19 protein-coding genes are annotated in these 25791 nt (G+C 59.2%); 4 read left to right on the top strand and 15 right to left on the bottom strand.

What is annotated here, in order from left to right:
* Positions 1–221 precede the first annotated feature (221 nt).
* The 4 genes from KJS47_RS12470 to KJS47_RS12455 all read left to right on the top strand — a co-directional run bounded on the left by KJS47_RS12470 (position 222) and on the right by KJS47_RS12455 (position 6867).
* Positions 222–1496 carry a dicarboxylate/amino acid:cation symporter gene (locus KJS47_RS12470; protein WP_213525371.1) on the top strand — a complete coding sequence of 425 codons (1275 nt, stop codon included), beginning with the start codon at positions 222–224 and terminating at the stop codon, positions 1494–1496.
* 430 nt (positions 1497–1926) lie between these two features.
* Positions 1927–4950, top strand: coding sequence for a family 78 glycoside hydrolase catalytic domain (locus tag KJS47_RS12465; protein WP_213525370.1), 3024 nt, complete (start codon positions 1927–1929; stop codon positions 4948–4950).
* A gap of 187 nt (positions 4951–5137) precedes the next feature.
* On the top strand, positions 5138–6208 hold the full coding sequence (locus KJS47_RS12460) for an NAD(P)H-dependent flavin oxidoreductase (protein ID WP_213525369.1): 1071 nt from the start codon (positions 5138–5140) through the stop codon (positions 6206–6208).
* Positions 6209–6474: 266 nt separating this feature from the next.
* The gene (locus tag KJS47_RS12455) at positions 6475–6867 is read left to right on the top strand and encodes a GrpB family protein (protein WP_249716338.1); all 393 of its coding nucleotides are present in this window, start codon (positions 6475–6477) and stop codon (positions 6865–6867) included.
* 109 nt (positions 6868–6976) lie between these two features.
* Here the strand turns inward: KJS47_RS12455 and KJS47_RS12450 are convergent, their stop codons facing one another.
* The 15 genes from KJS47_RS12450 to KJS47_RS12380 form a co-directional block, all read right to left on the bottom strand.
* Positions 6977–7714, bottom strand: a complete 738-nt coding sequence (locus KJS47_RS12450) for a PIG-L deacetylase family protein (protein WP_213525368.1) — start codon at positions 7712–7714, stop codon at positions 6977–6979.
* A gap of 75 nt (positions 7715–7789) precedes the next feature.
* Positions 7790–8836: an N-acetylglucosamine kinase gene (locus KJS47_RS12445; protein WP_213525367.1), complete on the bottom strand. Its 1047-nt coding sequence runs from the start codon at positions 8834–8836 to the stop codon at positions 7790–7792.
* Positions 8833–10344, bottom strand: coding sequence for an argininosuccinate lyase (argH, locus tag KJS47_RS12440; protein WP_213525366.1), 1512 nt, complete (start codon positions 10342–10344; stop codon positions 8833–8835). Before argH ends, KJS47_RS12445 begins: the two co-directional genes overlap by 4 nt.
* A gap of 82 nt (positions 10345–10426) precedes the next feature.
* A complete protein-coding gene (locus KJS47_RS12435) occupies positions 10427–11206 on the bottom strand; it encodes a creatininase family protein (protein ID WP_249716336.1) in 780 nt (259 codons plus the stop codon).
* A 262-nt stretch (positions 11207–11468) separates the two neighbouring features.
* Positions 11469–14000 (bottom strand): NEW3 domain-containing protein, encoded by a 2532-nt coding sequence (locus KJS47_RS12430; protein ID WP_213525850.1) that lies wholly within the window; start codon positions 13998–14000, stop codon positions 11469–11471.
* Positions 14001–14261: 261 nt separating this feature from the next.
* The gene (locus KJS47_RS12425) at positions 14262–15998 is read right to left on the bottom strand and encodes an ABC transporter permease (RefSeq protein WP_213525365.1); all 1737 of its coding nucleotides are present in this window, start codon (positions 15996–15998) and stop codon (positions 14262–14264) included.
* Between the two features lie 17 nt (positions 15999–16015).
* A complete protein-coding gene (locus KJS47_RS12420; RefSeq protein ID WP_213525364.1) occupies positions 16016–17098 on the bottom strand; it encodes an ABC transporter ATP-binding protein in 1083 nt (360 codons plus the stop codon).
* 170 nt (positions 17099–17268) lie between these two features.
* Positions 17269–18354, bottom strand: coding sequence for an extracellular solute-binding protein (locus KJS47_RS12415; protein WP_213525363.1), 1086 nt, complete (start codon positions 18352–18354; stop codon positions 17269–17271).
* A 40-nt stretch (positions 18355–18394) separates the two neighbouring features.
* Positions 18395–19576 (bottom strand): ROK family transcriptional regulator, encoded by a 1182-nt coding sequence (locus KJS47_RS12410; protein WP_213525362.1) that lies wholly within the window; start codon positions 19574–19576, stop codon positions 18395–18397.
* Between the two features lie 240 nt (positions 19577–19816).
* Positions 19817–20152: a carboxymuconolactone decarboxylase family protein gene (locus KJS47_RS12405; RefSeq protein WP_213525849.1), complete on the bottom strand. Its 336-nt coding sequence runs from the start codon at positions 20150–20152 to the stop codon at positions 19817–19819.
* 119 nt (positions 20153–20271) lie between these two features.
* On the bottom strand, positions 20272–20601 hold the full coding sequence (locus KJS47_RS12400) for a hypothetical protein (RefSeq protein WP_213525361.1): 330 nt from the start codon (positions 20599–20601) through the stop codon (positions 20272–20274).
* 183 nt (positions 20602–20784) lie between these two features.
* Entirely contained in the window at positions 20785–20955 is a 171-nt protein-coding gene (locus tag KJS47_RS24405; protein ID WP_213525360.1) for an S-layer homology domain-containing protein, read from the bottom strand.
* Positions 20956–21021: 66 nt separating this feature from the next.
* Positions 21022–23592, bottom strand: coding sequence for a DUF4886 domain-containing protein (locus KJS47_RS12390; protein WP_213525359.1), 2571 nt, complete (start codon positions 23590–23592; stop codon positions 21022–21024).
* A gap of 251 nt (positions 23593–23843) precedes the next feature.
* A complete protein-coding gene (locus KJS47_RS12385; protein ID WP_213525358.1) occupies positions 23844–24317 on the bottom strand; it encodes a CcdC family protein in 474 nt (157 codons plus the stop codon).
* 180 nt (positions 24318–24497) lie between these two features.
* Positions 24498–25781, bottom strand: a complete 1284-nt coding sequence (locus tag KJS47_RS12380; RefSeq protein WP_213525357.1) for a DegT/DnrJ/EryC1/StrS family aminotransferase — start codon at positions 25779–25781, stop codon at positions 24498–24500.
* Positions 25782–25791: the final 10 nt, after the last annotated feature.

Genomic DNA, 25791 nt, shown 5'->3' with positions numbered 1-25791 from the left:
CGGAAAGGGCTTTTTTGTATATCCCGTCAGACAAGCGGGTTACCTTAACAACCAAAAAGACCAATATGACCGGAATCTTGTTCCGGACCGTCCGCCTCTTTACAATAAAGCCACAAAGGAAATGAAGACGCTTTCAGTCCGGGGCGTCCTGTGCAGGCCCAACGAAACGAACGTATGAGAAGCCTCCCGTTTTCCGAATCTTAATAAAGAGGTGCTGCAGCATGAAACTTTCGTTCAAAAACCTGACCGTGCAGGTCGTCATCGCGATTGTGCTCGGGATTCTGACCGGCTACTTCTTCCCAGCCTTCGGCGCTTCGCTCAAAGTGCTCGCCGATATCTTCATCAAGCTGGTCAAGATGGTCATCCCGCCCATCGTCTTCTTCACCATCGTCTCCGGAATCGCCGGAATGGGCGACCTCAAGAAGGTCGGCCGGATCGGCGGCAAAGCGCTGCTCTATTTTGAAATCGTCACCACCCTCGCCCTGGCGATCGGGGTCGTCGTCGTCAACCTGGTGAAGCCGGGCGCCGGCATCAACATGAGCGCTGCGAGCGGCGACGTAAGCAAGTATACGAAGGCCGCGGAGGAAACGAGCCACGGCTTCATGAACTTCCTCATGAGCATCATTCCGGACAACATCGTCGCCGCCATGTCGAAGGGCGAGCTGCTGCCGATTCTGTTCTTCGCCGTCCTGTTCGGCCTCTCGATGGCGGCGATGGGTGAGAAGGCGAAGCCGGTTCTCAGCCTCTTCGACAAGCTGACCCAAGGGTTTTTCGGCGTCGTCAACATGGTCATGAAGGTGTCCCCGATCGCCGCATACGGCGCCATGGCTTACACGATCGGCAAGTTCGGCCTCGGCTCCCTGTTCTCGCTCGGCAAGCTGATGGGTTCGGTTTATATGACCATGTTCCTGTTCATCGTCGTCGTGCTGGGCGGAATCGCCCGGGTATACGGCATCCATATCTTCAAGTTCATCAAATACATCGGTGAGGAAATTCTGCTCGTCCTCGGCACCTCATCGTCGGAGTCGGCGCTGCCGAGCCTGATGCGCAAGCTGGAGAAGTTCGGCTGCTCCAAGCCGGTTGTCGGCCTCGTCGTCCCGACCGGGTACTCGTTCAACCTGGACGGCACATCCATCTACCTGTCCATGGCCGCCATGTTCATCGCACAGGCTTACGGCATCGACCTCACCATCTGGCAGGAGCTGACGCTGATCGGCATTCTGATGCTGACCTCCAAGGGCGCCGCCGGCGTCACCGGATCCGGCTTCATCACGCTGGCTGCCACACTGGCCGCCTTCCCGATGATTCCGGTCGCCGGTATCGCACTCTTGCTCGGCGTCGACCGGTTCATGTCCGAAGCCCGCGCCATCACGAACCTGATCGGCAATGCGCTCGCCACCGTCATCATCTCCAAGTCGGAGAAGGAATTCACCCCGACCGAGGATGCGGAAAGCGTCCTGACTGGGCCTGTAGGCGCGGAAGCCAGCCGGGCGTAACCGGAAGGCCTCCTCGGCTCCCGATTCCTCACCCCCTCTTTTCTCTCAGACTCCCTCCCCCCAGAACGCCCGGACCGCTGCCAAGCGGCCGGGCGTTCGCTGTTTCTGCTGTCCGCCAAGCATAATAAAACGAATCCTATTATAAGGAAGGAATAGGATTGAAAGCAGTTACATAACCAGGTATAATTACCTCCGATTTGGCCCTTTGTCCCTTTCGGATGGTTGCCGGCAGGAAGCTCCGGCACAAGCCTTGTTACCCGGAGAAAAGGGAGAACATCCTTCGAAAGGTCGATGCTCCCCCATTCTTTGGTCAGCTGCGACGTTGCCGGCCGGGCTGCATCGCGGATAGGGTCGCCGTCGACGGTGGGGCGCCCGGCCGCTGCAAGGAAGAAGAAGAACGATCCCTTACTTGAGCAGGAGGAATGCGACCATGCAGCACACGGCAATCGACTGGCAGGCAAGCTGGATCTGGGGCGGCGAGGCGGAGAGCCCGCGCAACGAATGGCACTGTTTCCGCAAGTCGTTCGAGCTGTCCGAGACATTTGACGGTGAGGCTTCTCTCTCCATTACGGCGGACTCCCGCTACGTCCTGTATGTCAACGGCGTCCAGGCGGGAAGAGGACCGGTGCGCAGCTGGCCGTTCGAGCAGTCCTATGACACCTATCCCGTCGGCCATTTGCTGAAGCCGGGCAGGACCAATACGCTGGCCGTGCTCGTCCAGCACTACGGCGTGTCCACCTTTTACTATGTGCGCGGCAAAGGAGGCCTTCTCGCCCAGCTGGAGATGGGGAACGAAGCGGGCGGGGTGGCGGAGCGCATCGGAACCGACCGGTCCTGGCGGACGTCCCGCCATCTGGGCCAGGACCCCCGGGCGCCCCGCATGAGCTGCCAGCACGCCTTCTCGGAACGGATCGACGGCCGAGCCTGGAGAGAGGATTGGCATGAGCCGGACTACTCCGATGCGGACTGGGCCTTCGCTGTGGAGCTGGGCAAAGCCGGCACCGGACCATGGCGCGCGCTGAAGCCCCGGGAGATTCCGCCGCTGACAGAGCAGCCGGTCTACCCGGTGCGCATAGAGGCGATGAGCCGCGTCTCCTCTCTCCCCTGGACGGCTAATCTCGAGCTTCGCAACCAGCTGGCACCAGGCAGCGAGGACAACGCCAACCCGTATGTTTACGCGGGCTATGCCGCCACGGTCATCCGGACGGAAGCCCCGTGCCGGGCCGTGATCGGGTTCGCTTACGTGCCGCCCCATTTTACCGGGCTGATCCTGAATGGAACCCGCTATGCCGAGAAAGAACTGCGCGCCGGCAAGGCAGAGCATTACTTGCATGCAGAGCTCCGCAAGGGGGACAATCTGCTCCTCCTCGAGCTGGCGGGGAACGATCACGGGCGGGGCATCTTCATGGGAATCGACTGCGACGCCGGCTTCCGCCTCCTCTCACCCCTCGAGGACGGCGGGCTCTCTCCGTTCGTCACGCTCGGGCCGTTCGAATGCTATGAATATATCGACCACAAGTTCAGCAAAGCCGACCGGGAACGAGAACGCATCGTCTCGGCGTGCGCCGATCCGGCCGCTTCGCTGGATGTTCTCGCGCCTGAGGATGCGCGCAAGGTAGAGCAATTCCGCGAAGCGGGCCAAGCGGCGGACCCCACAGCGCTGCTGCAAGACACGAGCAGGCTGCGCCCCATGCCGAGCGCCTTCGTCAGCCCGGAATCCGTCATGACGCTCTCCATCTGGAAGAAACGAAACGAGCCTCTGCCCGTCCCCTCCGCACTGCAGCTCGCCGCAAGCGCAGCCCCGGTATCCGCATCCATACCTGCTTTCGAAGGGATGGATACGGAGCTGATCTTCGACTTCGGCGGGCAAACGGTCGGCACCGTAACATTCGAAATCGAGGCCGAGGCTGGAACCATCGTGGATGGCTATGGATTCGAGCATATGGCGGACGGCTGGATCCAACACACGCATTATCTAGACAATACGTTCCGTTACATTTGCCGGGGAGGCCGGCAGCGGTTCACCTCCATGGTTCGGCGCGGCTTCCGTTATCTGGCGGTTACGGTTAGGGGTGCCACCAAGCCGGTGAAGCTGCACGATCTTCACCTCATCGAGAGCACGTATCCGGTCCCCGAGGTCGGGCAATTCCAGTGCTCCGATCCGCTGTTGAACGAGATCTGGCAGATCAGCCGGAGAACGACCAAGCTGTGCATGGAGGATACGTTCGTGGATTGCCCGGCCTATGAGCAGACGTTCTGGGTCGGCGACGCCCGCAACGAGGCGCTGGTCGCGAATTATCTGTTTGGAAGCGAGGAGCTCGTGCGCCGCTGCCTCGAGCTCGTTCCCGGCTCCCGGGAGCAGACGCCGCTGTACGTCGATCAGGTGCCAAGCGGCTGGAACAGCGTGATTCCGAACTGGACCTTCTTCTGGGTCATGGCCTGCCAGGAGTATTACGTGCGGACGGGAGACTCGGCGTTCGCCGAATCGATGTGGTCCCATGTCTCCTTTACGCTCGATCATTATCTGCAGCTGCTCGACGAGCGCGGGCTTCTCAGCATGGACGCCTGGAACTTCCTGGACTGGGCGCCGATCGATCAGCCGCGGGAGGGAGTCGTCTCCCACCAGACCATGTTCCTGGTCAAAGCTCTTCGCAGCGCTGCCGAGCTTGGAGAGACCGCGGGAAAAGGCGAACAGGCAGCCGTATACCGGGAAGCCGCCGAGAGGCTCAAGGAAGCCGTGAACCGGCATCTGTGGTCGGAGGAAAAGCAGGCTTATCTCGACTGCATCCATACGGACGGCCGCCTCTCCTCTATCTTCAGCATGCAGACCCAGACGGTCGCTTATCTGTGCGAGATCGCCGAGGAGGAGAGAAAACGAACACTCGAGAAATATCTGCTCGAGTCTCCGAAGGACTTTGTGCCGATCGGCAGTCCGTTCATGTCCTTTTTCTATTACGAGGCGCTCGCCCGGATGGGCGAGTACCGCCGGATGCTGGATGACATGCGGCTGCAGTACGGGCAGATGATCGATTACGGCGCAACCACCTGCTGGGAAATGTATCTGAAGCGGGACGCCGGCGGCGAGGTCATTCCGACGGAGCTGACCCGGAGCCACTGCCATGCCTGGTCCGCGGCCCCCGGCTATTTTTTGGGCGCCAGCGTCCTCGGCGTCCAGGCGGCCGAGCCGGGCTGGACCCGGGTGACAATCGAGCCGCAGCCAGCCGATCTGCTCTGGGCCAAAGGAAGTGTTCCGCTGCCCGGCGAGGGACGCATAGACGTCGCTTGGCGCGTGCTGCGAGCCGGGCACCTCGCGATCCAGGTTACGGTACCCGGCGGGATCGAGGCGGACGTCCGGCTGCCTGCCCGATACACGGGCACGATTGAGGTTCGCAAGCTGGGCGCTGCACCGGGCACGCTGCTCCAAGCGCCTGCCGGTGTCTCAGGGGCTCTCTAACACGGGTTAAGCGGCGGCTGGCCGTATAAGGCTCTAAGACCCTCTAAGAGGCTCTTGGGGCCGTCTAACTAGGATGGTCAGGCGGATGCGGATTCCGAGAAATTGCGTTAAGATGAGAGGAACCGAGAACGAACGGGCGGGAGCCACTCTCTTTAGCCTGACACAGCCTACGAAGGAGCTGAACACCATGTGGTCCACTACCCCTCTTACCGAACTGCTCTCCATCCGCTATCCGCTTATCCAGGCCGGCATGGCCGGCGGCACGACGACGCCCGAGCTGGTCGCGGCCGTCTCCCGGGCGGGCGGCCTCGGCACGCTCGGCGCGGGCTATCTGACGCCGGACGCGATCCGCACGGCGATTCGCTCCATCCGGGAGCAGACCGACCGGCCGTTCGCCGTCAACCTGTTCATCCCGGAGCCGTATTCCGTTGATGATACGCAGATCGCGGACACCCAGCGCCGGATGGCGGGAATCCGCGCTAAGCTCGGACTGCCCGAGCCGCAGCTGCCCGCCGCTTTCGCCGAGTCGTACGACGCCCAGCTGGCGGTCGTGCTCGAGGAGCGCGTGCCGGTGTTCAGCTTCACGTTCGGCCTCCCTGCGCCCGAGGAGCTGGCTGAACTGAAGCGGCTCGGCATCGTCACGATCGGCACGGCGACGACGACCGCCGAGGCGGTGCAGCTCGAGCAGGCCGGCGTCGACGCGATTACGGCGCAGGGCAGCGAAGCCGGCGGCCACCGCGGGACCTTCGCCGGGCCGCACGGCGAGGCGCTCGTCGGCACGATGGCGCTCGTGCCGCAGGCCGCGGATGCGGTGCGCGTCCCAGTCATCGCGGCCGGCGGCATTATGGACGGCCGCGGGGTTGCGGCGGCGCTGGCGCTTGGCGCGGCGGGGGCGCAGCTCGGCAGCGCGTTCCTCGCCTGCGACGAGAGCGGGGCGCATCCGCAGCACAAGGCGGCCGTGCGGGCGGCGGCCGACAGCGGCACCTCGCTGACGCGCGCCTTCTCCGGCAAGCCCGCGCGCGGCGTCCGCAACGCGTTCATGGCGGAGCTGGACCCGGCGGCGGATACACTGCCGCCGTACCCCGTCCAGAACGCGCTGACGCGGGACATCCGCCAGGCGGCCGCCAAGCGGGACGAGCCCGCCTATCTGTCGCTGTGGGCGGGCCAGGCCGCCGGTTTGGCGCGGACCGGACGGGCCGAGGCGATCGTCGAAGCGCTCGTCCGCGAGACTGAGGCGGTGCTCGGCCGCCTGCGGTAGGCTGTGCGGGCGGACGCCGCCGTTGGCGGGCGCAGCATAGTTGGCCTTGGCTGCCCCGGTTTGCCAGTCCTCCTTCTCCGTCTCCCACTGCACACGGCATGAATACCCCGATCCCTACCCGGGATCGGGGTATTTAGCCATTTAGCATGGACTTTTAAAAATGCTTTTTCGCAACGTGACAAAAACCAAATTTCACCACCATACAGTTATTAAAGCTGGCTAACGAGTGTTTGGGGCCTACAATACGCCAACAAGTGGGTGAAAAAATGGAAATCGATGAAAGAATCAGTGTGGTTCCTTACGATGAAAAGTGGAATTCTTTATTTCAAAGCGAAAAGGCTAATCTATTGAAGGCTTTCGGAGAAGATGTTATAGATATCCAACATTTCGGAAGCACATCTGTACAAGGAATGAGTGCAAAACCGATTATTGATGTCTTAATTGGCGTCAAAACGCTTGATTTAAACCTCTCTGTCACGAACAATCTACTAGAACAGGGTTATGAAGGATTTGGAGAAATAGGTGTGGGAAGATTATATTTTCGGAAGTGGCAAGAATATTCCTTTAATCTTGCTGTCGTTATATGGAACGGAGAGCAATGGGTAAAAAGGGAAGCTCTTGAGCCATTGTCAGCAAGGATGGAGATCACGCTTTCCTAATTTCTGAACCATACACTTGCGAGGCAAGTGAAGCAGAAATCCCCCGGTCCGGATACGGATACGGGGGATTCGGTATGCATAGGTAGACCGCCTGTGCCAGCCGGTTGGCCTAGACCAGCTCAAGTACAGGCTGCTCACACGCCGAGCCGGGCACCGGAATGGCACGGCCGCCGGTGCGGACAAGCGTATAATATTCGTACGGACAAATCACCTTGTAGTCGCCTTCCATGACGCCGGGATAAGCTCGGTTCACCGAATAAATTTGGCTGCGGTGCGCCTGGAGCGCCCTTCCCTTGCGCGTCCGGAACGCCCGGATGTCGACACGGGCCGTGATCGGGCACCGGTCGGACGGGCCTCGGTCCTCGCAGTAATCGTAATAGTGAGGGATGGAGACGAACCACAGATCGGGTGGTTCCGGCAGCAGCGGCTCCGTTCGCTTGACGGCTTCCTCCACCGCCCGGGAGATGGCGATATGATCGGGATGCCCGGTTACGCCGTCCGGCGGAAAGGTCACCACCGTGTGCGGCTTTAGTCCTGCGATCGTTCCGGCGATTTGTTCCGACAGCTGGCGCACGCACTGTTCGGCGAGCGCTCCGTCGGGATAGCGGTACAGTATAACTTCCTTGATTCCCAGCACCTCTGCTGCCGTTCTCAGTTCCGTTTCCCGGTGGCGGGCCTTTTCTTGTCTGCAGGCGAGCGAATATTCGCCCGATTTTCCTTTGCATCCGGAGGTGGCGCACACCAGGTACACGTCATGTCCCCGTTCGGCGTACTTGGCCATCGTCCCTCCGCAGGCGAACGATTCGTCGTCTGGATGCGCGAATACAAACAAAATGGTTTTGCCCATGTCAAACGATCCCCTTCTTAAAGTTCCCCTTTGTCTATCCTCTCTCTATACCGTACTCTTTCTCTATCAACTTGTCTATGTGGATTGTCCCAAAAGACGCAGTCCCTGCGCGATAACGCCGTAAATCGGCTCCTTCTTGGCCTCGTCGATCCGGGCGCCAGGCGCGGCCTGACGGATGCGTTCGGCCAGCCTGCTGCGGACCAGCGTGTCGTGCTGCAGCACGCCTCCCTGGAGCACGACCGAGAAGACCCGGTCCTTCATGCCCAGGCGGTCGATCACCGCCTGCGCTCCCTCGAACAGCTCGTCGGCAGCTGCCTCCAGGATGGAGCGTGCAGCGGCATCGCCCGCGCGCTCCGCCTCGCTGACGAGCCGGCTCAGCTCCGCTGCGCGATCGACGCTGTAGTCGGCGGAGTATACCCAGTTGAACAGCTCCTCCTCCGACGCGAGGCCCAGATGCGCGAGCAGCTTCTCTGTCAGCGCCGTCTGGACGCCGCGTCCGTCAAAGCCGCGGAGTGCCGCGGTGACTGCCTGCTTGGCGATCCAGTAGCCGCTGCCCTCGTCGCCAACGCGGTGGCCCCAGCCTCCGGCCCGCGCGCTGACGCCTTCCGCGTTGATGCCGTACACGATCGAGCCGGTGCCGGCGATCAGGAGGACGCCGGGGTCGCCGCCCGTCGCGCCGAGCAGCGCGGCCAGCCCGTCGTTCTCGACGATCACCCGGCCGGTGCTCACGCCGGCTTCGGCAAGCGCCTCGGCAACCAGCGATTCGACGATGTGCCGGTCATACTCCGTGTCAAGACCGGCCAGGCCGAACACCGCGCACGCGACATGAAGGGTCTCCCCGGCCGGCTCGCCCGCGGCCGCCGCTTCTCCCGCGGCCGCCCCGGCCGACTCGGCCAGTGCCGGGGAGCCTTCGGGTCCGTCGGAGGCGGCGGCCAGCTGCCGCTTGGCCTCCCGGATCGCCCGCGTCAGCTCAAGCGCCGCCGCGTCCCGGCCAGCCCCCTGGTAGTTGCAGGAGCCCGCGCGGCCGGTCGCCAGCATCGCCCCCGCCGCGTCGGTGAACACGGCCAGACATTTGGTGCCCCCGCCGTCCACGGCAAGAAGTGGGACTCTGGCGGTGTTCATTGTGCTTCGCTCCAGCCGGCCAGCGTGCGGTCAAGCTCCGCCAGGGCACTGGCCGTTTGGCTGCGTGCGGCGGCGAGCCATTCTTCCTCGCTCCGCTGGCTAGCTCTGCGCTTCTCGATCGTACGCCGGATCTCGGCAGGGGCGGGACCGCCCGGCAAGGTACGAATGGCAACAAAATGCTCCGGATCCAGCGCGAGACGCAGCTGCTCCTCGCTGAGCGCCAGCTTACGGCCGATCACGGCCTGCGCCGCCTCGTTCACCAGATCGAGCGTGATCTCGCTAGCGGCACGTCCCTCCGCTACCCCGCGCTTCACGACGGCGCTGACGATGTGATGGGCGTTGCGGAACGAGAGGCCGTCGGTACGCACCAGCGTATCCGCCAGCTCGGTCACGATCGCGTAGCTTCCCTCGGTCCGCTCGCGGAGGACGTCCTTGTTCACGTCCATCGTGCCGATGACGCAGGACAGCAGCCGGTACATCCGGTCGAGCACGCCAAGTGCTTTCCACGCATACGGCTGCATGTCGTCCTCGGTATCGACGATATCGCCAAACGGCGTATTGTGCATCATCGTGAGCACCGTCTGGGTGTTGCCCACGCAGCTGGACAGTAGGGCGCGCATATGCTCGAACGACACCGGGTTCCGCTTTTGCGGCATGATCGAGCTGATCTGCACGTACGGGTCGGCAGCGCGCAGAGCGCCGAACTCTTGGGTACACCAGAGCAGAAAATCCTGCGTCGACCGGCCGAGGTTGATGGCGGCGAGCTGGACCGCCGTCATGATCTCGCCCACATAGTCGGCGCCGCCGATCGCGTCGTAGGAGTTGTAGATCAGCTCGTCGAAGCCGAGCAGCTGCTGCATCCGCTCCCGGCTGATGGCGAAGCCGGAGGTCGTCAGCGCAGCCGAACCCATACTGCTCCGGTTGCAGTTCGCGTAGGCAGCCTGCATACGCCGGATGTCGCGGTCCAGCGAATCCACAACCGCCATAATATAGTGGGCGAGCGTCGTCGGCTGGGCCTGCTGCGTATGCGTATAGCCGATCATGATCGTATCGGCGTGCTCCTCCGCGAACGCCAGAAGCTGGCTTTTCAGGGCGAGCGCCCCATTCAGCGTCACGAGCAGCTTCTCGCGCAGCACCATCCGGTAGATCGCGATGCCCATGTCGTTGCGGCTGCGCGCCAGGTGCAGATTGCCTGCGATGTCGCCAGCCGCCTCGAGAAGTTCATGCTCAACCTGGAAGAACAAGTCCTCGAACTGCCCGGTATACGTCGACTGCCGCAATGCCCCGAGATCGAGGCCGCGGAGCGCCTCCGCGATGCGTTCGGCCTCCTCCCCGCTCACCAGTCCCTGCTCCTTCAGCATAATGAGATGCGCCTTGTTGATCGCCATCATCGGATCGAGCAGGTTCGTCTTCGCTTCCTCGAACGCCGGCTCCAGCACCGCCTCCGTATAGGTGCGGCCTGGGAAGCGCGCTCCTTCTTCCTGTAGGATTTGTTCCCGATTTCTCATGTTGTCCAGATCCTTTCTCGAAGTTCTATTTGGTTGCCGGCGAAACGGCCGGATTCGTCCGGGCAATTCCCCTTGCAGCGATTCATGCTGATCCGGACCCGGATCCTTCCGGGCCCGTTCCTCCCCCCTCCAGCCAGCGGGCCAGGAGCCGGTTCAGATTGCCGCTCACTTCGCCGGCAATCCATTCCCCCGCTTCAAGTGAGATCTGGCGGATGGACCCAGTATAGCCGTTCCAGCCTCGGGGCGTGCCCTCGACCAGCACGTAAGGGAGACTGGAGAGCGGCGGTGGAGCCGCCAGCTCTTCGTCCTCCTTGCGCACCTCGACCAGCTCGGGATGGAGCGCCTTGACGGCCGACATCTCATAAGGGCCTCCATGGCCCCGGCCCGTCGTCCCGGTGAACAAGCCGAGCTTCTCGGGCGCATCGACCGCCGCCATCTGCCACCAGTTGACCAGCAGCAGGCTCGCATCCTTCCACCGCCCGGTTATCTCCTCCGCGACTGTCCGCGAAGCGCCGATGTTGCCGTCGTGGGCGTTCAGAAGCAGGATCCGGCGCAGGCCGGTCCGGCAGATGCCGTCCAGCACGGCAGCCAGGTATTGGTGAAACGTGTCCGGCGGAACCGCAATCGTCCCGGGATAATCCGTGGTCTTGCCCGGACAGGCCGTATAAGGGATCGCCGGATACAGAAGGGGCCGGAGGGCCGGGTCGATCCGCTCCGCGAACCCCTGCGCGAGCAGCAGGTCCGTGCCGAGGGGCGAATGCGGGCCGTGGTACTCGATACTGCCGAGCGGGACAACGGCGAACTTCGCTTCCCGGAAAGCCTGCTCGGCCTCCCGTCCGTGGACTTGAACGATGTGCATCATGGTCACCTCCTTTCGCTTAGCAGGCTGCCGGCTCCACTGAATCGAGAAAGTCGCTGTCCGGCTTGACCTGGCGTACCGCCATACCCGGCGGTTGAAGCAGGCTCCTCCTCTCTTTCTTGCCACCGTCCGGAAGAAGGGAACGACGGAAGGGCAACGGTACGGGGCACCACCCCGCACCGTTCCCAACCGCCTCCTTCCGCTCCTTACGGGGTAGTCCGCTCCGGACGCAGCCGACCCGGCCGCGTCTCTAGCGATAGATTCTTTAAGGAACCGCTACCGGCTCGACAGCGGGCGCCGCGGCCGGAGCTGCTGCGACCGCGCCGTCCTGCTTGAGGCTGACCATGTTGACGAACATCCGGATCGCTCCCGGCACGAGACTCGGCAGCTCACGGTACCAGACGAGCGAGCTGTACGTATACGTGCCCTTGCCGTAGTCCGCCGTCAGGAACGTGCCGGTGAATTCCTTCTCGCCCGGGTCGCCGTTCGAGATGAGCTGGGTGTACTCCTTGCCCCACTCGGACGGGTTATAGGCGGAGCGGTCCTGGATCCAGTTGTCCCAATCCGCATCGGTAATTTTGTTCGGCACGTTGAAGATCGGATGCTCCGGAGCCAGCATCGTCACCTTGGAGGCCTCGTCCGTCACGCGCCATTCGATGAGCGGCTGGCCGATCGTGATCGGATACGGGGCGAGCTCCGGCTTCCATTTGTCCTCGGGCTTGTGGTATTGGACGACCAGGTTGCCGCCGTTTTTGGCATAATCGAGCAGCCGCTGGTTGCTCGGGATGAGCTCCGGCCGGAAGGCGTAGGCTCGGATGCCGAGCACGATGGTGTCATACTGGGACAAATCGCCGAACTGGATCTCTTTCGCGTCCAGATTCGTTACGTTCACGCCCACCTGGCGCAGCACTTGATCGATATTATCGAAGCCGCTGGAGATGTAGCCGACCTTGAGCCCTTGCGGCACCTTAAGGTCGAACGCCTGAATGGCGAGCTTCGCCGGCTTGACGTAGTACGTCTTGCCGATGTGCGGGTACTGGATGACCTGAACCGTCCGGCTGCTGTCCGATTTGCCGTCGCCTGCGATCGCCGACAGGCTGTAGCTGCCCGGCTTGACGCCCGCCGGAGCCTTCACGGAAAATTCAACCGCCTTGGTTTCGTTCTTGGCCGCGAAGCTGATCTCCTGAACAGCAGGCTCTACCGTCCAGCCCTCCGGCGCCTTCAGCGTCACGCTCGCTTTCTCGGCCCCCGGCGTGTAGTTTGTCGCCGTCACCTTGACGGGCACCGCGTCTTCCGGCTTCAGCGTATTGAGCACTGCCGCCTCTGGACTAAGCGACAGGGCGACCGGCGGGAGGACAGCTACTGCGTTGTCCGGCACCGCATGCAGGGAAGCGGCCGTTCCGAAAGCGGTGTACTGGACGTCCGCCGTGACCATCGGCTCTGCGTACGGATTGAAATCCGTCGCCTGATTCGGCACGGTCACCTCGAATTCCGTCTTCACCGTCTCGTTTCTGCCGAGCTTGCCGAACTCTGCCGTTCCGGCCGGCTTTGCGCTCCAGCCCTCAGGCACGTTCAGCTTCAGGCGAATGCCGCTCAGCGCTGCGCCGCCCCCGTTGAAGGCGGTCACGGTGACCTTGGTCTTCTGTCCCGGAACGAGCTCGCCGGTTTCCGGCTTCACCTTCACGACGACCGAGGCCGCCTCCTGGCTCGCTTTGTCCAGCTGCTTCTCCTTCACGCCGAGCCGATGCAGCAGGTCCGTCTTCACCGCATCGTCCAGCGACGACGCCTTCACCTGCTCGACCGCGGCCGTGACGTCGGCTTTCATCTCGTGAACCTCCCGCGCCACCTCGGCGAACGCCGGATAAGCCGCGATGACTTCGTCCGCATCCTTTTGCAGCGTCTTCAGCTGCTTCGCGATCTTGTTGTCCTTGCCCTTGGCTTCGAGCTCCCGGGCGAGATCGTCGAACGTGAAGGCGATGCCGCCGAAGAACGACGTCTCCGGTTTGTTGCCCGCCTGCTTGCCGTTCGCCGAGCCTTGAAGCTTGTAGTAAGCATTCTTGGGGCCTTCGTCCACCTGACGCCCCATCCCCTGGCTCTTGTGCATATACCGGGATTCCTCTCCCAGCTGGGAATACGAAGCCCCGTACAGCTCGTTGTATTCGCCGACCGGCAAAGCGGCGTCATAGGCTTTGTCGGAGCCCGGGACATACAGCTTCTTGGGCTGCCACGGAGCGAGCCCTTCCTCCAGCTGCTTCGGGAATACTTTGGGATCTCCTGCATCCTTGAACGCCCGCTCGGTCAGCACGTTGATCGCCCGGTGATGGCCGTGCGTCGACGGCTCGTTGAGGAACGCCGGAATGAGAACGTCCGGCCGCTTCTCGCGGATTTGCCGGATGAGCCGCTCGTACGCGACGTCCTCTCCCCATTTGGCCAGCGTCTCGTCGGGACTTTTGGAAAACCCGAAGTCATAGATCGGATCGTCGAGCTTCTGGCTCAAATTCGCGAGCGTCACGTTGGTGATTTTGGACGCCTCCTGAAGCTCGCGCGTCCGGATAATGCCGAGCGCATTGCCCAGCTCGCTGCCGATTTCATTCTGGCCGCCCTCTCCGCGGTTGGCAATGACACTGTATGTATCGACGCCCAGCCCCAAAGAAAGATACGCGAGTGTCGCGCTGTGCTCATCATCCGGATGGGCACCCGTGTTCATGGCGCTTGCAATGGTGGTGAGCGGCTTGATCGCCTTCCATAGGTCGACTACACCCCGGTCGGCGGACGCTTGCTGCGGTACGGCCGGCATCGCCAGCGTGCCCGCCAGCGTCAGACTGATGGACGCGGCCACCCACTTTTTGGTCTTACGGTTTGCGCTTGCTTGACTCAATCGTTTCTCCTCCTTCAAGCGTAATGGCGGCAGGGCCTTGCGGCACCCGCCTATATCATTATCGCGGGACGCCCCCGTAAAAGGAGGACGCCGCACGCGCAATGAACCAATCCACGTCTTGCAGTCGTACGAAAACGTCTTGCCGTCAGTTCAAGAACAGCTGACCGTATTGTGCTCCCGTCAGATCGCCGAGCCGGCGTTGCCGCCGGTCAGCTTGCGGGAGACATAAAGCACAAGAATGATCATTACGATCTGGAGCACCCCGTAGGCACAGGCGGTGCCGAATTCAAACGCGTACATCCGCTGGAAGATCTCCACGGAGACCGGCGTCGTGCGGTTCGTGTAGAGCAGAATCGAAGCGACGAACTCGCCGATGCCCTCGACGAGCGCCAGCAGTGTGCCCGCCAGAATCCCGCTCAGCGCCATCGGGAAGACGACGCGGCGGAACGTATACCACCAGGAGGCGCCCAGATTGCGCGCCGCCTCCTCAACCGACCGGTCCGTCTGCATGAGCGTTGACGAGGTCGAACGGAAGATGAGCGGCAGATGCCGCACGAAGTAAGCGAGCGGCAGGATCCAGAAGCTGCCGATCAGCACCTGTCCGAACGAGAAGACGTTCGGCTCGCTGAACGCGGTGATCAGGTTGACCGCTACGACGGTGCCGGGCAGCGCCCAGGGCAGCATAATCAGAATATCGAGCAGCGTTTTGCCTTTGAAATTCATGCGCACGATGGCGTAGGCCGCTGCGACGCCGAAGATCAGGTTGCCGATCGTCGCTGCGATGCTCATCTTGAAGCTATTGGCGATCGGCCGCCAGGTCTTGCTGTCGGTGAACAGATCCTTGAAGTGGTCAAGTGTATAGGAAGGCGGCAGCACCTGTGTCGTCCATTTGCCGTCTTCGGAGAAGGCGAGCAGGACGATGACCAGAATCGGCAGCATCAGGATGAGCACACCCAGGAAGGACAGCACCATCGAGACGTATTGGCCGGCTTTGCTCTTCACCTCGGTACGGTGAACGCTGACGCCCTTGCTCATGTTCTGGTAGTTCCGCGCGCTCTGGTACCATCTCATCAGGATGAGGAATAGTATCGAGACGATGGATAGAAGCGTCGACTGTGTTGCCGCCATGTCGAGATCGCCGTTCGTGCGCGACAGATAGATCTGCATCGTCATGGTCCGCTCGATTCCGAAGATAAGCGGCGCGGTGTACGAAGCCATCGAGATCATGAAGACGAGCAGCGAGGCGGCGACGATGGCTGGTGTCAGCATCGGCAGAATGACCCGGCGCCAGATCGTCAGACGGCCCGCCCCCAGATTGGCCGCCGCTTCCTCAAGCGACGGGTCAAGTCCTTTGATCGCCGAGGAGGCCGTCATATAGAAATAGGTATACATCGTAAACGTATGGACGACGAGGACGCCCCAGATACCCTTGAGCGTAAAGGGCGGCTTCTCCAGATGGAGAAGATGCTGCAGTCCCCGCGGAATGATGCCGCTCGAGCCGTACAGAAACTCAAAGGACAGCACCCCGATCAGCGGCGGCAGCGCCATCGGCACCAGAACGAGCACCGACAGCAGCTTGCGGCCCGGAAACTCGTAGCGCTCCAGCAGGAACGCCATCGCGACGCCCACGATGCCGCACGTAAGAACGCTCAGCACGGAGATGTAAACGCTGGTCCAGAGCGCCTCAAGGTTCGAGGTATGCTCCAGGCTGAAGAATTTGGCATAGTTTTTGAGCGACAGCGCGCCGTCCAGCTTGACACTCTGCAGGAATGTCTGGAAAAACGGATAGATGACATAGGCCAGCAGGATGAGGAACAGCGGCGCAATCAGCACATAGACGAAGTTCGGCGATGTCGTGATCGAGGTCCACCTGCCGGTCTGTCGGACCGGAGGCGGGGTCAGTTGCGGTTTGTTCATCGGCTTGGTTCGCCTCCTTATCCTACAAAATAGATGCTCTCCCGCGGCACGATGAAGCGGATGGTCTCATCTCTCTCCCTCATCCGGTGTCCCTGGCCGACGAACATCGCTTTCACGGCAAGAGGACCTGTCTGTGCGATATAGTTCATGCTGACGCCGGTGAACTCCGACAGCACTACCTTGGCCGTTATGGCGTTCTCGCCTCCCTGCTCGGCGGCGCCCGCTTCGTGAATCGCCTCCGGCCGGACCGACAGGGTCACCTTTTGCCCTGCCGCGAGCCGGCACTCCGGCGAGGCGTTGACCGCCAGGCCGGTCAGCACCAAGTCCGGGGTCAGACGGACGCGGATCTCGTCGCCGCCCGCCTGTTCGACCGTGCCCTCCCATAGATTCGACTCGCCGATAAACGACGCGACGAACTGGTTAACCGGCCGGTTGTAGATGTCGTGCGGCGTGCCGATCTGCTGCACGACGCCGTCCTTCATGACCATGATCCGGTCGGACATCGACATCGCTTCGGATTGGTCGTGCGTAACATAGATGGTCGTGATGCCAAGCTCCAGCTGCAGCCTCTTGATCTCCTGGCGCGTTTCCTCGCGCAGCTTAGCGTCGAGGTTCGAGAGCGGCTCGTCGAGCAGGAGAATATTCGGTTCGATCACCAAGGCGCGCGCCAGCGCTACCCTCTGCTGCTGACCGCCCGACAGCTGGTCGATGCGGCGGTCGCCGTAGCCGTCCAGATGCACGAGCTTTTGGGCGCGCGTCACCTTATCCCGAATCTCCGCCTTGCTTTTTTTGCGGACTTGGAGACCGAAAGCAATATTCTCGAAGACGGTCATGTGAGGAAACAAGGCGTAGTTCTGAAACACCATTCCGGTATTGCGTTTGTTCGGCGGCATGTTGGTCACGTCGCGGTCTCCGAACAGGATGCGTCCATCGCTCGGGTAATAGAATCCGGCGATCATGCGGAGGGTCGTCGTCTTGCCGCAGCCGCTTGGCCCGAGGAACGTAAAAAATTCGCCCGGCTTGATGCGGATGTCCACGTTTTCGACGCCCTTGGCCCCGCCGAACTGCTTGCTCACCCGATCCAGCGTGACTTCTATCATATCCAGTCCCCCTTGTTTTTTTTGCACTTTGCGAAGATGCTTGCTTCGTCTTAAGCCGGACTGCCCGTTTCGGCCTGCCGTGAAACCGGAGCCGTACGGAGCCGGCGCCGCGCGCCGGTCCGCTCCGCTCCACATGGCCAGGCGGGGTTGCCCCCGCCTCGCTTCAAGCGTTACTTCTTGCCTTTGCCTTTGATATTCTCATCCCAGTACTGCATCCATTCCTTCTCCTTCTCCGCAAGCACCATCCAGTCGAGCTTCAGAGACTTCGTATCCAGATTTTTGTACCAATCCGGGAACTGGTTCTTGTCGACGTCGGTCCGGGTCGGAATCTGGAACAGCTTCTCGGCCTTTTCCTTCAGCTGGTCCTTGTCGAAGAGGAACTCATAGAACTTTTTGGCGGCGTCCATATTTTTGGCGCCCTTGACGATGCCTACACCGTCCACGAGGATCGGCGCACCGCTGGCCGGGTAGATGTAGTCGAACGGCTGCTTCTGCAATTCTTTCTGAATCAGGATATCCTGCAGGTTCCACAGCGACAGCGTCCCTTCCTGACGGGCCATCTTGAGGTACAGCTGAGTCGGATCCTGGGTATATTCCTTCGTATTCGCATCCAGCTTCTTCAGCCAGTCGTAGCCCTTCTGCGGGTTGGCCGGGTCTTGCCGGTAGATCATCGCGTCGTAGATCGTTCTCATCGTGCCGGAAGCGAGGACGCCGCGGATCAGAATCTTGTCTTTCCATTTCGGATCAAGCAGGTCGTCCCAATCCTTAGGCGCATCCTCTTTCTTGATCGCCTGCGAGTTGTACATGATGACCTCCGGCAGCAGCATCTCGCCGTACCAGCGGTCCTGGGCATCCTTGTACTCCGCCGGCACGCTGGCCGCAAAGCTCGGCTTATACGCTTCTAGCAGCCCTTCGTTGGCCGCCGTAATGAAGGAAGACTGCGTGCCGCCCCACCAGAAGTCGGCCTGCGGATTGGCCTTCTCGCCGCGTACCCGCTCCATGATCTGCTGGGCGCCCATCGTCATCACTTCGACCTCGATGCCTGGGTTCTTCTCTTTGAACTTCGGAAGGATCTGATCGACGACGTTCTTGTCGCGAGCCGTGTAGATAACCAGCTTCTGCGAGCCGGATTTGCTGCCTCCGTCTCCGCCGGATGCGGCAGGCTTGCTATCGTCTCCACCTCCGCACGCCGTCAGGCCGACGGTCATGGCGGCGATGAGCGACAAACTGGTCCACTTCGTCCATTTCATATTCATCGTTTCGTATTCCCCCTATACCTATAGTAATTGCCTGCTGTCAGGACATGCTGCCGGGTATCGCGGATGGGTACGCTTCCAATACGCTGTGTACGGCGCCGAGCATCCCCGCCCTCTCGCGCAGCGCTGCCTGCCGGATCTCTGGCAGCACCGGCACCCACTCGGACAGCAGCTCACGGATCCGGCTGAGACCGTTCTCATCCAGATGAACCATCTCGCCGCTCAGAATGAGCATTTCCGGATCCAGCACACTGACGGTGTTGGCGATGCCGGAAGCCCAGCTGCGGTACACTTCGTCGAGGAGAGCACCGGCCTTCCCGCTGCCGCCGGCCTCGAGCGCGAGCAGCTGCTCCAGGACGCTGATGCCGGGATCGACAGTGAGGCCGAGCAACTTCGCCTTGTGCTGGATGCCGGGAACCGAGAAGTTCTTCTCGAAGACGCCGAACTCTTCCTTGCGGCGGCCCGGCGCTTCTCCGATCCGCATGTAGCCGATCTCGCCGGCCGCCTCCTTGCTGCCGCGATACAGCTGCTTGTCGATGATGATGCCGGCCCCGATCCCGGTTCCTACATACATATACACCAGACTGGAGACGCCCGCCCCCGCCCCGCCGAAAAACTCGCCGAGCGTCATCATGTTGACGTCGTTGTCGAGCACGACGGGCAGGCCGAGCCGTTCCTCGATCTCCTTCCCGACCGGAAGATCCATCCAGCCCGTACTCGGTGCATAGCTGACGGTGCCGCTGCGGCGCTGCGTAATCCCCGGCAGGCCGACGCCGATACCGGTCACCCGGCCGCGGTCGACGCCGCTTGCAGCGAGCAGCCGGGCGAGGGTCGTCTCGAGCGCCCGCAGCGCCGATTCGCCGTCGACGGGCTGGGTGAGCCGGGTATGCTCCTGCGCGAGGAGCTCGCCCTTCATGTCGGCGACCGCCATCTCCAGCTCGCTGCCCTCGAAGACGGCCCCGACGACCGCGTACGCCTGCACGTTGTACTCGAGCAGGATCGGCTTGCGGCCCCCCTTCGATACCCCTGTACCTACCTCTTGAATGAGTCCTTCCTGAATCATCTCCTCGACGAGCGAGGAGACGCAGGGCCGGCTGAGCCGGGTTCTTGCCGCCAATTCTGCTCGTGACAAGCGGGGCTCCTTCCGCAGCTGGTACAAGATGCCTTCCCGGTTCATCTGCTTCACGAACTTGGTGTTGCCGGTTCTCCCCCTACTGATCACGAATGCTTCCACCACCTTACTTAGTTAAAATGACTAACAAACTATTTATTATAAAGTATATGAATCCGCTTTCTTCCTGTCAACACCTCTTCACAAGAAAAATTCCGACCCTCACGCGAGGATCGGAATGCGTCGGTGGGCTTCAGCCTGCCCCGGCCTATAGCCCTAACATTGTAAGTTTTTGGCTGCGAAAAAGAACTTCAGGCACATGGCACTAACGGAGTCCGGAGACGCCGTCCGTTAATGCAGCGGAGCCGCGCCGAGCGCTTGCTGCACGCGCGTCACGCCCTGCGACATAGCATGGCCGCCGCCGAGGGCAGCCGCCACCGCAACGGTCTCCATCACCTCGTCCGGTGAAGCCCCCTGGGAGAGCGCCTCCTGAACGTGCATGAAGGTGCACACCTCATTGTTGCTGAACAAGCTGATGCCAAGAGCGATCAGCTGCTTTTCCTTCGCTCCCAGCTTGCCCTCCGCAAAGCAGGCTCCCGTGAAGGCGTGATAGGCCTCCGCCAGCTCGGGTGCTCGATCGGCCAGGTGGCCCATGCCCTCTTTATAGGCCGTCGTCTTAGCGTTCATCTGCGTCTGTTCGTTCACATTCGCTCCTCCTTTGAATCACGGCTGACAGCAGCCGTCTCTCTCTGCATTGGTATGCCCAATGGGGAGAGAACCCTATTCGCCCGGGATGCAGCTGCCGTCTAAGCGAACAACCCAAAGAGGAGCGGAAGGATCACAACGGACAGCAGCAGGACCGCTGCGAAGGCAAAGGCAAAATCGCCCAGAAACGAAGTAAGGCGCCCGCTCCGCCTAGCATACCATTCCGACGCGAGCAGCACGCCTACCGTGACGAGCGACAGCCGGATCGCAGGCTTGAGGAGCGCAATCAGGTAGGAGCGGCTGCTCAGCTGGATCGAGGTCCAGCCTCCCCCGCTGCCCACCACCTGCACGCTGTCGTCCACATACAGCACGGCCAGAAACAGGCCGATGAGGAAGCCGTACACCGCTCCCTTGACCAGTCGGCGTTCCATGACAGGTCCCCCCTTCTCCGGCCGGCTCTTGGCCGGCCAAACGTCTTCGTCCATTATAGCAGATGAGCAGGGGCCTGCCCGTGCGATTATCTAATCAGCCTGTTCTAAGTGATAACTTTCTTTTTAAAAAAAGAAGACCCAGGACTCCTTTAAAGTAAGGGTCCTAGGACTTCTGCTTTGATTTTATTTTACTAAAGCTCTCACAATCACCTTTGCAGCCTCTGCTCTAGTAGCATTTCCCTGAGGGTTAAAGGTGTTATCGGGATAGCCAGTAATGATTCCTGCATTTGCTGCTGCAGAAATAGCTTCTAATGCCCATGGAGAAATGTTGGCACGATCAGCGAACTTGTCCACTAGTAGCTTGAAGATGAATGGCTCTAATGTATTTCCTATTTTAGCATACGAAAAAACGTTCCGGCGCTAATTCTTATGCATGCTGATGAGAGTACGGATATCCCTCGTCAAAGCTTCAAAGGCACGTTCTGAAACGGAATGCTGTCCGTGGCCGTTTAGGTCCAAATGCTTTAATGAATCCTCCAGCATCTTGACATACTGCGATATGCGACCTGCCTCCAGATGCCTCTCAGCTTGCCGGATATCATTCCTGACCATTGTCGCCAATGCGGGTGAAAGCTCCTCGTTTAAGATAAATCGATCGATGAGCTGATACACCGATTTAAGACCTGGTTGTTCTCCTCCTGGTTGCTCTCCTGGTTCAGTTGGATCAGGATCACCAAGTGATCTATTTTTTAATACAACAGCATCTACCCAACCAGATCCACCAGATCCAGATGTCACATTCCCAGGCCTAGTTGGCCCTGCTTTTGGCGGGTTTATGGATATCCATCCATCTGGTCTATATTGATAGCCGGGATCTATCTCAATAATACTACCAAAAGGAAGATCTTCCCTCGAAAATAGCTTTGATGCAATAAAGTATTTGTGATTGGTTGCCGTACTATTTTCTGGGGTTATTAACTGCGCACCTAATGGACTTGTGGATTGCCAATAGGCGTTGGGCGTTGGTTCCCAATCCATCTCAATAAGTGCATGATTGTCCCTTTCTGAAGGTACATAGATTCTAAAGTGGGATGCAACATCCTGCCAAATTTCTCTAATATCTTGGGTGTTGCCTTCTACTGCAATATTAAACCCGCGATACTGATAATCGCCCCACCAATGTTCATCGACGACGACCTGTTTGTCATCCTCCTCGGGAGCAATGATAGTAATTATATCTCCTTTTTTTAAGGTAACTTCTTGATCATTTAAGAAAGTCATGGTTACATCGCTCATCGCAGATCCACTTGCATCCCGTTTTAGCGTTCCAACGGACTTACCATTTAACTCGATTTCATATGTGGTTCTTGAGCCGGCAGCTAACACACCGATTTCATAGCTACCATTTCCAAACAGCTTGAGGTCATCTACTCGAATATCGAACCTCTCGCCCGACATTAAAATAGCGACCGGTTCCTCATTGGGTGGACGTTTTTCATAATAATCTTCACCTTCGTACCACAATAAACCATTTAAGTCATCCTTTAAATCTAAGTCGGCTGGTTCGGATGTATAATCAACAACAGCCTTATGAGCTTCCTGCTTTAATACAGCCAATTCTTCGTCAGATATCCCAGCCGGTCTGAATCTGTTTTCAGAAATGCTGTTAGCTGTTAATGCTTCATACCAAACAGCAGCAAGTAGATACCTGCCATGGATATAGTTTGCATGATAACCGTCTCGGAAAAGGCTTTTTCCACCTTTTATTGGGTCAAAAAGCTCATTAGTTCTTGCATTTTGCATCGCTAGTCCACTGGGGATCACCTTCACATTTCCTAGTTTTTTAGCGGCAAGTTTGTAAGCTTCTGATACTTGGTTAAACATTACGTCAGGGTCTCCTTGAAAACGGATAAAGCCATAGTGACTACTTCCCTTTTCATATGCCCATGTTTGATGAACAAGCATTTCTGCATTTGGAACTCTAGTTTTGACGTAATTCTCGAGATTCTGTAAATAGGGATCATAGGTTGAAGGAATACCACTGAAGTGACTAGCTTGCTGCAACGAAACATAGTCCCAATCATCGCTTTTTAGTATACGGTCAATTGTAGCTCCATCGGAAGTATGTTTTACCCCATCCTTATATTCCATATAGGAGTATGCTGCTCTGTTCTGTGAAGCATTCATCCAGTGCTCACTCAGCGCCGAGCCGCCTATGTACAGAATACCAACCTTGATATCTACTCCATCCGCTTTCGCCATTGATTGTAAATACGTGAATGCGTCTTCACTAAAGCTATTTCCAATCGCTAGAAGTTTAAATGCGGGTTTCCCATCATTATGGTCCCCGCCATCATTGCTTTCACCATCTGAAGGTACATAGATTCTAAAGTGGGGGACAATTTCCTGCCAAATTTGTCTAATATCTGTGGTACCGCCTACAACTGCAATATTAAATCCACGATACTGATAATCGCCCCACCAATTTTTGTCGACCACTACTTTTTCCTTTGTCACATTGCCTGGCCTAGTTGATCCTGCTTGAGGCGGGTTTATGGATATCCATCCATCTGGTCTATATTGATAGCCGGGATCTATCTCAATAATACTTCCAAGAGGAAGATCTTCCCTCGAAAATAGCTTTGATGCAATAAAGTATTTGTGATTGGTTGCCGTACTATTTTCTGGTGTTACTAACTGTGCACCTAATGGACTTGTAGATTGCCAATAGGCGTTAGGCGTTGGTTCCCAATCCACCTCCATATACCCTTCAGGGGCTGTTGCTGCTGCCTTCGCGCTTTTGTCGGGTGAATAGACTTGATCACTCACGGAAACCTTCGTACTATCCACTTGTGCAAATGCTCTATTGGGTGAATAGACATCACCACTTGCGGAGGCCTTCTTACTATCTACTTGTGCAAATGCCCCCAAAATAAGGAATACAGCTAGACTTACTAATAATGATCGTACTAATCTTGATTTTCTTATCATGTATTCATCTCCTAACTATATTAATGTAAGCACTTTCATTTCCAATTCTACTATGCCGCTCCGTTTATGGGTAGGCTCATTTAGGTAGGTCGTTTTTCTTATATAGGGCGTTCCGGATCCCCGGGTCGGCACCGGAATGTCGGGCGCGACTTGAGACGTGAACCATTCCTGATTGTTTGGATACGCTGCCTCATTCCAAGTTGTAGCCCGTTTTTGCCGAAACAAAAAAAAGAAACCCTTGCGGATTCCTTTTAGACGGATGGAATAGTTCCTTGGATGCGGCGGAACTTGATATACGACACAATTCTCCATGGAATGATATAGCCGAAGGCGACCATCATAAAGAGTGCCATTTTCCCCATAGGATCTATGTTTGTCAGTTCTTGCCTAAGGATAAGCCGGATAAGCAAAATTCCGACGAAGGCAACGACAAACCCCCAGTTTTTCTTTGCGTAAATGCGGTTATCTTCCCTCACCTCGTAGCTCGTCGTCCAAATCAGCGGGATGGAAAACACCATCCCGATTCCAAAGGCGATCCAAAATTCCCACACAGGCTCAGACACGTCCGGATTGAAGATTAGACTCATTCCTGGAAGCATGAACAGCATCGGGATCAAAATCCGAATACCGTTTCCGCGGATCGGGCGATACATACTTCTCGTTCTTCTCCATAACACCAAAGCAGCAACGATGACAATCACAATATAAATTTCGTTTCCGTTCATTTGCGAACTCCCCCCGGGGTTAGAGTATTCGTTAAAAGATCTATTTTTCCTCCCTGCCGCATCTGTTTTTTTCCAGCACAAGGGCACCGCTCGTCCCTGGCTCCGGTATCGTCCGGCCAGAACATGCAAAAAAGCCCTGCTCTTCCACACGGAAGAGCAGGGCTGTAGAGCCGCCGACGGTTAGGCAAGGCGGAGTGACCGGTAGACTTTGACGATACCTTCCGTCACTTCCTCCAAATCCTCGTCGGTGAGCAGCGGGCTGATGGGAACGAACACCATTCGGGGGATCAGGTCGACGGCGCGCGGACACATGTCCTCCGTGTACCGGATCGGGTTCTTGAACGGCGCGTTGAACGGGAAACTGTCCTTCTCCGCGGTCCGCTGATGGAACAGCTGGGGCACCATATAGACCGGCCGCCCGCCGTAGAGTGTATGCGCGGTAATATTCTCTGCCGCCATCGCCTGCATGAACCGTCCGGCCGCTTCGGCAGTCGGAAGCAGCAGGCCGAGATTGGAGCCGATGTCGCCGTCCTCGTCGGGAGACGAGCGGAAGACGATGCCCGGCAGGCGCTCCTCCAGCTGCCGCTTCAGCTTGCGGTGGCTGCTCTTCATGGCGGCGATCAGCCCTTCGAGCTTGTTCCACTGCTCCACCAGAATCGCCCCGGTCACTTCGCTCATCCGGTAATTCTGGCCGACGAACGCGTCCGTCTCCTCGTTCGGCTGCAGGCCAAACCGTTCCTTGAGCTGTGGGCGGACGAGGCCCTGATCATGGTAGCGTGCGGCCCTCTCGTACAGCTTGGCGTCGCGGGTGACGACGGCTCCGCCTTCGCCGGCTGTCAGAATCTTGTTCATCTGGAAGCTGTAGACGCCCAGCTCGCCGAGTGTGCCTGCGGGTTTGCCCCGGTAGGAGGTCCCGAGCGACTGGGCGACATCCTCGATGACCGGAATGCCGTGCTTGCGGGCCACGGCCAGAATTGGATCCATGTCGCACGGATTGCCGAGAATCGGAACCGTGATAATCGCCTTGACCTCGTCATCAATCACCCGCTCCAGCGCGGACGGATCCAGATTCAAGCTCTCGTCCACGTCGGCGAATACCGGAACTGCGTTGGCACAGACGACCGCTCCAGGCGTCGCTAGGAACGTAACGGCCGGCACGATGACCTTGTCCCCGTAGCCGATGCCTAGCGCCTTGAGCGCGACGACGAGCGCTGCCGTACAGGAAGTGACGCCGAGCGCGTACGGAACCCCAAGATCCTGCATCATTCTTTCCTCAAGCGCGTCTACGGCACCCAGCGGGTTCGCTCCATAGAAGCGAAAGGGAGACTGGGCCCGGATGACCCGCTCGGCATACGCCGCCTCTTCCTCTCCCATGACGACCGCTCCCGGGTAGTTCGGCGGCAGCGGCTTGCTGCGCGCCGGCTTCCCTCCGTCTAGCGCCAGCTTCTCCAATTGCTTCTCCATCGTTCACCCT

The organism is Paenibacillus sp. J31TS4 (assembly GCF_018403265.1).
Lineage (GTDB): Bacteria > Bacillota > Bacilli > Paenibacillales > NBRC-103111 > J31TS4.
This window is presented reverse-complemented; position numbering and strand designations above follow the sequence as displayed.

Excerpts from the sequence above, each read along its gene's own strand:
- KJS47_RS12415 (WP_213525363.1), bottom strand. The coding sequence starts at position 18,354 with ATGAATATGAAATGGACGAAGTGGACCAGTTTGTCGCTCATCGCCGCC.
- argH (WP_213525366.1), bottom strand. The coding sequence starts at position 10,344 with ATGAGAAATCGGGAACAAATCCTACAGGAAGAAGGAGCGCGCTTCCCA.
- KJS47_RS12450 (WP_213525368.1), bottom strand. The coding sequence starts at position 7,714 with ATGGGCAAAACCATTTTGTTTGTATTCGCGCATCCAGACGACGAATCG.
- KJS47_RS12380 (WP_213525357.1), bottom strand. The coding sequence starts at position 25,781 with ATGGAGAAGCAATTGGAGAAGCTGGCGCTAGACGGAGGGAAGCCGGCG.
- KJS47_RS12400 (WP_213525361.1), bottom strand. The coding sequence starts at position 20,601 with ATGGAACGCCGACTGGTCAAGGGAGCGGTGTACGGCTTCCTCATCGGC.
- KJS47_RS12460 (WP_213525369.1), top strand. The coding sequence starts at position 5,138 with ATGTGGTCCACTACCCCTCTTACCGAACTGCTCTCCATCCGCTATCCG.
- KJS47_RS12385 (WP_213525358.1), bottom strand. The coding sequence starts at position 24,317 with ATGAACGGAAACGAAATTTATATTGTGATTGTCATCGTTGCTGCTTTG.
- KJS47_RS12420 (WP_213525364.1), bottom strand. The coding sequence starts at position 17,098 with ATGATAGAAGTCACGCTGGATCGGGTGAGCAAGCAGTTCGGCGGGGCC.
- KJS47_RS12430 (WP_213525850.1), bottom strand. The coding sequence starts at position 14,000 with ATGCCGGCCGTACCGCAGCAAGCGTCCGCCGACCGGGGTGTAGTCGAC.
- KJS47_RS12465 (WP_213525370.1), top strand. The coding sequence starts at position 1,927 with ATGCAGCACACGGCAATCGACTGGCAGGCAAGCTGGATCTGGGGCGGC.
- KJS47_RS12390 (WP_213525359.1), bottom strand. The coding sequence starts at position 23,592 with ATGATAAGAAAATCAAGATTAGTACGATCATTATTAGTAAGTCTAGCT.
- KJS47_RS12445 (WP_213525367.1), bottom strand. The coding sequence starts at position 8,836 with ATGAACACCGCCAGAGTCCCACTTCTTGCCGTGGACGGCGGGGGCACC.
- KJS47_RS12435 (WP_249716336.1), bottom strand. The coding sequence starts at position 11,206 with ATGATGCACATCGTTCAAGTCCACGGACGGGAGGCCGAGCAGGCTTTC.
- KJS47_RS12405 (WP_213525849.1), bottom strand. The coding sequence starts at position 20,152 with ATGAACGCTAAGACGACGGCCTATAAAGAGGGCATGGGCCACCTGGCC.
- KJS47_RS12470 (WP_213525371.1), top strand. The coding sequence starts at position 222 with ATGAAACTTTCGTTCAAAAACCTGACCGTGCAGGTCGTCATCGCGATT.
- KJS47_RS12455 (WP_249716338.1), top strand. The coding sequence starts at position 6,475 with ATGGAAATCGATGAAAGAATCAGTGTGGTTCCTTACGATGAAAAGTGG.
- KJS47_RS12425 (WP_213525365.1), bottom strand. The coding sequence starts at position 15,998 with ATGAACAAACCGCAACTGACCCCGCCTCCGGTCCGACAGACCGGCAGG.